The organism is Aquipuribacter sp. SD81, from assembly GCF_037153975.1.
In the GTDB taxonomy this organism is placed as follows: domain Bacteria; phylum Actinomycetota; class Actinomycetes; order Actinomycetales; family JBBAYJ01; genus Aquipuribacter.
The window spans coordinates 1-5,423 of sequence record NZ_JBBAYJ010000057.1 but is presented as its reverse complement, the minus strand read 5'-3'; the positions used below and the strand labels follow the sequence as shown (position 1 = coordinate 5,423).

Below are 5,423 nucleotides of genomic sequence, written 5' to 3'. Positions count from 1 at the left end.
TCGAACCCACGAGACGGGAGTGGGTACCCGCCCAACGGTTTTCAAGAGCGTCTGCTGTACCGCTCCTGACCTGCAGGTTCGTGAGCCTCTCGTCGCTCGGGGGCACGGGACGGGCACCATTCTCAGCCTGTCGATGGCCGTCGCTGGCCAGTTACTGACGGACACGAGCTATTGCCTGCGACCACACCCCGACGTCGCGGGCGAACTCCTCCCGCTAGGCCATAGAAGGATGGCGACCCGTTCCAGGGCGAGCCCGGCGCTAGGGACCGGAGACCTACCCGTGCGGCAGGCCCTCGTACTTCGGGGTGAGTCACGGACACGCTGATGGCCCTTCGGCGCCCGCCGGCGCCTAACGTAGGCTCCTGCCCACCCGCGGCTCCCTGCGCGCCTCGCCGGTCCTCTCGGACCTGCCGCCTAGTGTGTGTCGAGACGCGAAGCGCGTCACGCTGTCCGCTACACACCCTGTGGAGAAGCCTGGCGTGTCCACATTTCTGACGCGTGGACCATCTACGCTCGCCGCGATGGGCAGAGTTGCCGACATGACACTGCCAGTCACCGCGCGGCGCCGCGTCTCGCTCCGGCCCGCGACATGAGGACGAAGAAGGAAGTGACCGCCGACAAGCTCCGCGGTGGCTTCTACACCCCCGCCCCACTCGTGGACTTCGTCTTGCGACGGCTGGCGCCAGGGGGTCTCGCAGACGGTGCTCGACTTCTGGAGCCAAGCGTCGGAGACGGTGCTTTCCTCCGCGGCCTCAGCCGGCTGGGACAGTCGCCCTTGGTAACAGCCGTTGAGCTGTCCCCCGATGAGGCAACGAAGGCTCGCGCGGAACTGCGGCGTTCCGGTCTCAAGGGCACCGTTGTCACCGGCAGCGCGCTGTCGTGGGAGGGGAGCGGCGGATACGACGCAGCCACCGGCAATCTGCCGTTCGTGCGCTTCCAGTTCATCAGCGCTGCTGACCGAACTGCAGCGGCGCGGGCTGCTGCGGCCACCGGCATGAGCGACAGCGGCGTCGGCAACCTGTGGATCCCCATGCTGGTGGTCGCTCTGACCCGGCTCCGCGTTGGCGGCCGCTTCGCATTCGTTCTTCCGGCGGAGTGCTTCACCGGCGTCAGCGCCGGTCGTGTTCGAGAGTGGCTGCTGCGACACCACAACAACCTGATGTTGGATCTGTTCCCGCCGGGCTCCTTCCCCGACGTTCTTCAAGAGGTTGTTGTGCTGTCGGGGCAGCGAAGTGCTGGCCCTAACGCGCACACAGAGATCGCGCTCATCGAGCACGCTGAGGGACATCACGAAGCCGACGAGCATGATTCCAAGGCAACCGTCGTTCGTCACCGCCTGGAGCCGAGCGGTGCAAGTTGGACTCGGCTGCTGCTGACCGGGCCGCAGCTCGAGGCGTACGAGTTCGCGCGCGGACTGGCACCGGTGACCTTGCTGGCCGACCTCGCGAAGTTGGAGGTCGCGACAGTCACCGGCGCAAATTCTTTCTTCTCGGTGAACGCAGAAACCGTCGCGAAGCACGCCCTCGACCCGTGGCTGACTCCGCTGCTGCCCCGGATCCGGCATGCCACGGGGCTGCGATTCACGACTAGCGATCACAAAGACCTGCAAGCCAGCGGCAGCGCTGCACACCTCTTGACTCTGACGGCCGACACGAGAGTGCCCGCCGGAAGCGGTCTACGTCGCTATCTGGATGTCGGCGAGGATGCCGGGCTGTCCGAACGCTTTAAGTGCCGTATCCGCGATCCTTGGTATGCGGTCCCAGGCATCAAGCCGTCCCGCCTCATGCTGACTAAGCGTTCACACCATTACCCCCGCATGGTATTGAACGAGGCCGGTGTCGCCACCACTGACACGATCTACCGAGGCGAGGCGGTCAGCGGAGTATCAGCGGCGGCGCTGGTCGCCACGTTCCACAACTCGCTAACCCTGCTGTCGGCCGAGCTTGAGGGTCGCAGTTTCGGTGGGGGCGTCTTGGAACTAGTGCCCTCAGAATTCAAGCGCTTGCTTGTGCCCAACGTTCCGGACATGGAGCACGAGATCGGCCGCCTGGACCACCTGTCCCGCGAGGGGGTTGGCACGAGCGACGCCGAAGCGCTAGTTCAAGAGACGGACCGGCTGCTGTCGAAGCACGCCCCCGACCTGACCGACGATGTCATGGAGCGACTGGCCCAAGGGCGAAACAACCTGCTCGCTCGGAGGCACGCTCGCACCTGAGGAATCTGTGCAAGGGTCCGTAGGTGGATCTTTCCTTCGCTGCGCAGCCGTGGGCCGCTGGTACCAACCTCGACGACTACTTCGCGCATACGGTGGCCGCCGCTGCCGATGCGCCCCATCGCCTGGTGATAGTCAGCGCGTGGGCGAAGCGGTCCGGGTTCTCGCGCATCGGTCCGGACCTAGAGGCGGTGCGCGCCAGCGGCGGCAGCGTCGAGATGATCATCGGCATCAGTGAGGGCGGCGCAACGCGGCAGGGCCTCGAGCTGGCCCTGCAAATGGCAGACCGGGTAGAGGTCTTCCACGACCTGGGCGGGCGCACTTTTCACCCGAAGGTGTATCTGGCCACTGGATTGAAGGGGGCACGTCTGTGGGTCGGGTCGAATAACTTGACGGCGGGTGGCCTATCGAGCAACTACGAGGCTGCGCTGTCCCTGAACTGTTCAGTCGACGAACCAGTGGTTCGCCAGGTCACTGAGTGGATCGACCGCCTACGCGCGGACGGCGACTGCTGCAAGATGCTGACGCGCGAATCACTCGCCGTGATGGTGGCCGATGGGCGATACAGAATCGGTGATGAGGATGCCCGGCGACCCGCGGAGCGAGCCACGGAAGAAGCGACAGAGGGGGAGGGCGACACAGACTCAGTCACGGATGACGAGGCCATGGCAACAGCCGGACTGTTCAGCCCTAGTCAGACGGCCAAGCGTGGGTCGCGGAGAAACCCGCGCGGGGCAACCGGCGGAACAAGCGGAACGCAGCGGGATACACCGACGCAACCCGGCGAGGATGACGACGAGGTGGCAGTGCTGCCGGCCGGGCATACGATCGCTCGGTGGTCCAAGTTGCTCAAGCGATCTGACGCGCAACAGACGCCCGCCGGAACTCAGCCTACCGGCGCCCTCCGCTTAAGCAGTTCCGGGCACGGCATCGACCAGACGACCTACTTCCGGCACGAATTTTTCGACCGTGAGACATGGGCGGACGATCTGCGTAAGCCTGGCACAGAGTTAGCTAGCGTCCAGATGGCGGTGTCTGTGGATGACCAGGCGCTTGGACTCATGGCATTCCGCGTCGACCACAATCCGAACAGAGAGGCAGGGCAAAACAACGTAACCACGGTCCTGAAATGGGGGCCGATGAACGCCTATCTACGGGCCAACGACCACGAGAACGACTGGGTCCTCATCGAGAAGTTGAGTAACGGCTATCGCCTGTCGATTACGCCAGAGGACCCGCAGACCAAATAGCGCAGTCCGCAGCGGTCAGTTCTGCTTTCTAGCTCTTGTGTGGCCCTCTGTCGAGGGCTTCTGGTCGGTGGTGCCCGAGGCGGCGCCCGCGGCCAAAGAGGCGTGGAGCGTCACGGCCGCGGGATGCAGCCGACGAGCACCTCGACGCCCTGCGCCTCGAGGGCGGCGACCTGCCGGGCGAGCGTCACCTGCGTGAAGGTGAACAGGCTCGTCGCCGTCAGCGCTCCGCCATGAGCACCAAGACCAAGCACGACGGTTCTAACCTTCTCGGACACGGTCGCAACGTCGCCACCCTCGGCCTCGACGAGGTCGCGGAGCTTCGCTCTTGCTTCGTCGTCGTGGAGGAGGGCGTCGGTAGAGACGAGGGCCTGGGCCAGTAGATGACTGGCTGGAGCAGACGCCTTCAAATCCTTGACATGCACAAGCGCTCCGTCGTTCGACAGTACGTCACAAGCCTCGATGCCGCGGCGATGGAGGACGGTCCGAATCAGCTTTGTGTCAAGGAAAGTGCCGCCGACGTGCGCCGCGAGGCGCTGGTTGTAGGCCTTCTCCGGCTCCCCGAGCGGCCAGTCGGGGAACTGAAAGGCGGGCTCTCGGGCCAGAATGGCCGCGGTCCGTGCCAGAAGCTTCTCGGCGTAGCCCTGGTCCATGAGGTACCAGCGACCGTCGTGGAGGCAGTACCGCTTGCCGTCCCGGTCGGTCTCGAAGGCGAGCCACTGAAGCCCGGGGATCGCGGCGCTGATGGGTTCGGTTGCGTCGGCGTCGCGGAACAGCATCACGCGCAGGCCCTTGAGTGCCTCGAGGCGCTTGCCCTTCGCGACTTTGCCGACCGCGTCCAGGAGGTCGCTGAGCCTGGGGTCGCCGTCGTGGACCTTGCGCGAAGGGGAGCGGCCGACCCCTCGGAGCTTGAACGACGTTGGCGGGCTGTTCTCCTCGATGCGCTCGTGCGGCCAAGAAAGGCTAAGCCTGGTCGCTTCCGCAGGGTCGCCGAGCGCGGCCTCCAGGTCGCCCTCCAGCGCCCTGATGAGATCGGGTTCGTTCTTGATGGCGACCAGCTGTTCGAGAACGGCGAGGTCGGTGGGTGGGTCCCTGTCCATGATCCTGGCCAGGGCGTCCAGGTCGTTCACGAGCTGCTCGGGCTGCTTGCCGAGGGGCACGCTGAGAGCGTCCGCTCCCCTGATGCGGATGGGTTTCTCTCCTCCGGTCAAGTCCTTCACCTCGGCTTTGGCGACGAGGCGGCTGACGATCTCGCCGTAGTCGCCGACGCCGAAGCCTCGCAGGTGGTCGCCGCCAGGGATGCTGAAGCGGTCGGTGCGGCTCCTGTGGTCGAGGGTCGTGCGCGTCAGAGAGTTCAGGTCTCGAGGGTCGGCCGTGCGGATGGCGATGCGTTGGCCGAACCCGCCGTCCACCTTCGCCTGGTCGAGCAGTTGAAAGCCCATGCCGTAGGTCAGCGCCCATGCCTTCTCGTCCTCGTCGCGGATGAGCAGGACAGCAGCAGCAGTCGCATTCCCGAGCTGGATGGTCGCCCCCGTGAGAGCATGGAGAGTTCCCGCCCAACTCACTGTCGGGGTGCGCATTAGGCCCTGGACGACCAGGGCGGCGCGGCCGGCGACGTCCGTCTCCGTCAGCGTGTAGTCGGCGTCACCGACGTACTTCGCCTGCACGCTCGACGCGAGGTCGACCACGCCCAGGAGCCTGTACAGGCTCGTGCGCGCTGCTACCGACGGCTTGCGTGGCATCCTCCGATGGTCGGCCCTCCTGGCGACACGGCGCTCACGACGCGCCGCAGCCGGCGCGTTGGTTCGCGCTCCTTTCGATGGGAGACCTACCCACCGTTTGCCGAGCCCTGAGGCTGATCCGTTCCGGCCAATCCTCTCGACGAATGAGCACGGACGCCGGGGGGAGTCCCCTGACGTGGTGTAGGTCGTCGGCCACCACGTCGTGTCGTTGACGGACGCGAG

The 5,423-nt window shown here is 65.8% G+C and carries 3 protein-coding genes; 2 read left to right on the top strand and 1 reads right to left on the bottom strand.

The window, feature by feature from the left end; translation table 11 throughout:
• Positions 1–589 precede the first annotated feature (589 nt).
• Positions 590–2,215, top strand: a complete 1,626-nt coding sequence (locus WAA21_RS17780) for a class I SAM-dependent methyltransferase (RefSeq protein WP_336924191.1) — start codon at positions 590–592, stop codon at positions 2,213–2,215.
• Positions 2,216–2,238: 23 nt separating this feature from the next.
• Complete coding sequence (locus WAA21_RS17775; protein WP_336924190.1) at positions 2,239–3,462, top strand: phospholipase D family protein; 1,224 nt, start codon at positions 2,239–2,241, stop codon at positions 3,460–3,462.
• Positions 3,463–3,572: 110 nt separating this feature from the next.
• Here the strand turns inward: WAA21_RS17775 and WAA21_RS17770 are convergent, their stop codons facing one another.
• On the bottom strand, positions 3,573–5,201 hold the full coding sequence (locus WAA21_RS17770) for a DUF6119 family protein (protein WP_336924189.1): 1,629 nt from the start codon (positions 5,199–5,201) through the stop codon (positions 3,573–3,575).
• Positions 5,202–5,423 lie beyond the last annotated feature (222 nt).